Origin of the sequence: Stenotrophomonas sp. NPDC077421 (genome assembly GCF_049545505.1) — a bacterium.
GTDB classification, from domain to species: domain Bacteria; phylum Pseudomonadota; class Gammaproteobacteria; order Xanthomonadales; family Xanthomonadaceae; genus Stenotrophomonas; species Stenotrophomonas nematodicola.
The window spans coordinates 1-2,330 of the sequence record NZ_JBMWDP010000077.1 but is presented as its reverse complement, the minus strand read 5'-3'; the positions used below and the strand labels follow the sequence as shown (position 1 = coordinate 2,330).

The 2,330-nt window shown below is 63.3% G+C and carries 2 protein-coding genes and 2 pseudogenes; all 4 read left to right on the top strand.

All coding sequences use genetic code 11. The features are described 5' to 3' along the window. Positions 1-771: pseudogene (locus ACPEH1_RS20440) on the top strand (DNA-directed RNA polymerase subunit beta'); the annotation flags it as partial. Positions 772-1,141: 370 nt separating this feature from the next. After that, positions 1,142-1,516, top strand: coding sequence for a 30S ribosomal protein S12 (gene rpsL, locus ACPEH1_RS20435; RefSeq protein WP_017356008.1), 375 nt, complete (start codon positions 1,142-1,144; stop codon positions 1,514-1,516). 12 nt (positions 1,517-1,528) lie between these two features. Continuing rightward, positions 1,529-1,996: a 30S ribosomal protein S7 gene (rpsG, locus tag ACPEH1_RS20430; protein WP_017356009.1), complete on the top strand. Its 468-nt coding sequence runs from the start codon at positions 1,529-1,531 to the stop codon at positions 1,994-1,996. A 136-nt stretch (positions 1,997-2,132) separates the two neighbouring features. Continuing rightward, a pseudogene (locus tag ACPEH1_RS20425) lies at positions 2,133-2,303 on the top strand (GTP-binding protein); the annotation flags it as partial. Between the last annotated feature and the right edge of the window lie 27 nt (positions 2,304-2,330).

The following is a 2,330-nucleotide window of genomic DNA, read 5'->3' as shown; positions in this document are numbered from 1 at the left end:
ATCCTGGCCGAGCGTTCGGGCATCATCAGCTTCGGCAAGGACACCAAGGGCAAGCAGCGCCTGATCATCAAGGACACCGATGGTTCGGAGCACGAAGAACTGATTCCGAAGTACCGTCAGGTCATCGTGTTCGAAGGCGAGCACGTGACCAAGGGCGAAACCATCGTGGACGGCGAACCGAGCCCGCAGGACATCCTGCGTCTGCTGGGCGTCGAGCCGCTGGCCGCCTACCTGGTCAAGGAAATCCAGGACGTGTACCGCCTGCAGGGCGTGAAGATCAACGACAAGCACATTGAAGTGATCACCCGTCAGATGCTGCGCAAGGTCGAAATCACCGACCAGGGCAGCAGCAAGTTCCTGAATGGCGAGCAGGCCGAGCGCCAGCGCGTCATCGAGGAAAATGCACGTCTGGCCGTCCGCAACGAACTGCCGGCCCGTTTCGACCCGGTGCTGCTGGGCATCACCAAGGCCTCGCTGGCGACCGAGTCGTTCATCTCGGCCGCGTCGTTCCAGGAAACCACCCGCGTGCTGACCGAAGCTGCCGTCCGCGGCACCTCGGACAACCTGCGCGGCCTGAAGGAGAACGTCATCGTCGGCCGCCTGATCCCGGCGGGTACCGGTCTGGCGTACCACTCCCAGCGTCGTCGCGGTGCCTCCGGCCTGACCGACTCGGAGCTGCAGACCCTGGCCGGCACTCCGGTCCTGGCCGACGCCGCACCGGTCGCCGTGGTCGATTCGAGCGACGCCGACCCGGTGGTGGGCGAGGAATGAGAAACCCGGTCCGGCCCCCGGGCCGGACCACCTTCGCGTCGCGGCGGACCGTGGGTCCGACAACATTCGAAGGGGCAGGGCACCACCCCGGTGGTTCCCTGACCTTCCTGCCGGTGGCGTCCGCGCCACCGATAGGGTAGGATGCCGGCCGGCCCACGCATGGGTCGGTTGACAACCTGAACGGGGGGCAAGGAGAAGGCTCCCCTGTAACGGCCCAGGATCAGGGCTGGCTTGGCGTGTGCGCGGTTGACCGCGTTTTCGCCAGGTTGCTACAATCGTCTGTCTCAGCAGGCCAGATTCCTTGGTCTGCTCGCACATTTCCGCATTCATGGCCAGTTTTTCCCTTGGCCTCTCTCAGAAGAACATACTGATGGCGACGATCAATCAGCTTGTCCGCAAGCCGCGGCAGGCCACCACTTACAAGAGTGCCTCGCCGGCACTTGATAAGTGCCCCCAGCGCCGTGGCGTCTGCACGCGCGTGTACACCACCACCCCGAAGAAGCCGAACTCGGCGCTCCGCAAGGTTGCCAAGGTCCGCCTGACCAACCAGGAAGAGGTCATCAGCTACATCGGTGGCGAAGGCCACAACCTGCAGGAGCACTCCGTGGTCCTCATCCGCGGCGGTCGCGTCAAGGATCTGCCGGGTGTGCGTTACCACACCGTGCGTGGCTCGCTGGACGCCTCCGGCGTTGCCAAGCGTCGTCAGGGCCGTTCCAAGTACGGCGCCAAGCGTCCGAAGAGCTAAGGGAAAGTACACATGTCTCGTAAAGGTAATACGCCGCAGCGCTCCGTCCTGCCGGATCCCAAGCACGGAAGTGAAACCATCGCACGCTTCATCAACATGGTGATGCTGAGCGGCAAGAAGTCCGTCGCTGAAAAGATCGTCTATGGCGCCATGGACGTGATCGGTGAGAAGAACCCGAACTCCGTCGAGCTGGTGCAGAAGGCTCTGGACAACGTGGCTCCGTCGGTCGAAGTCAAGTCCCGCCGCGTCGGCGGTGCGACCTACCAGGTGCCGGTCGAAGTGCGTTCGTCGCGCAAGATGGCGCTGGCCATGCGTTGGCTGATCGACTCCGCTCGCAAGCGTGGTGAAAACACCATGCCGAAGAAGCTGGCTGCCGAACTGCTGGACGCCTCGGAAAATCGTGGTGGCGCCATCAAGAAGCGCGAAGAAACCCACCGCATGGCCGAAGCCAACAAGGCCTTCGCCCACTACCGCTGGTGAGTTTGACGGCCTTGTAAAACAGGCACGGCAGCACCATTGAGGTGCTGCCTCGCGGCCCCAGAAGGGCTGCGCCAATCCGAAGGCCGCCGAAAGGCGGCGTTCGGCCATCCGAATTCCAAGAAATTGAGAGGCTCCCGTGGCCCGCACCACTCCCATCGAGCGTTACCGTAACTTCGGCATCATGGCCCACATCGATGCCGGCAAGACCACCACGTCCGAGCGCATCCTGTTCTACACCGGCAAGAGCCACAAGATCGGTGAAGTGCATGACGTCGCTGCCACCATGGACTGGATGGAGCAGGAGCAGTAGCGTGGCATCACGATCCAGTCCGCT

Bases quoted from the DNA above. Each gene is read 5' to 3' on its own strand.
- rpsL (WP_017356008.1), top strand. From the start codon at position 1,142: ATGGCGACGATCAATCAGCTTGTCCGCAAGCCGCGGCAGGCCACCACT.
- rpsG (WP_017356009.1), top strand. From the start codon at position 1,529: ATGTCTCGTAAAGGTAATACGCCGCAGCGCTCCGTCCTGCCGGATCCC.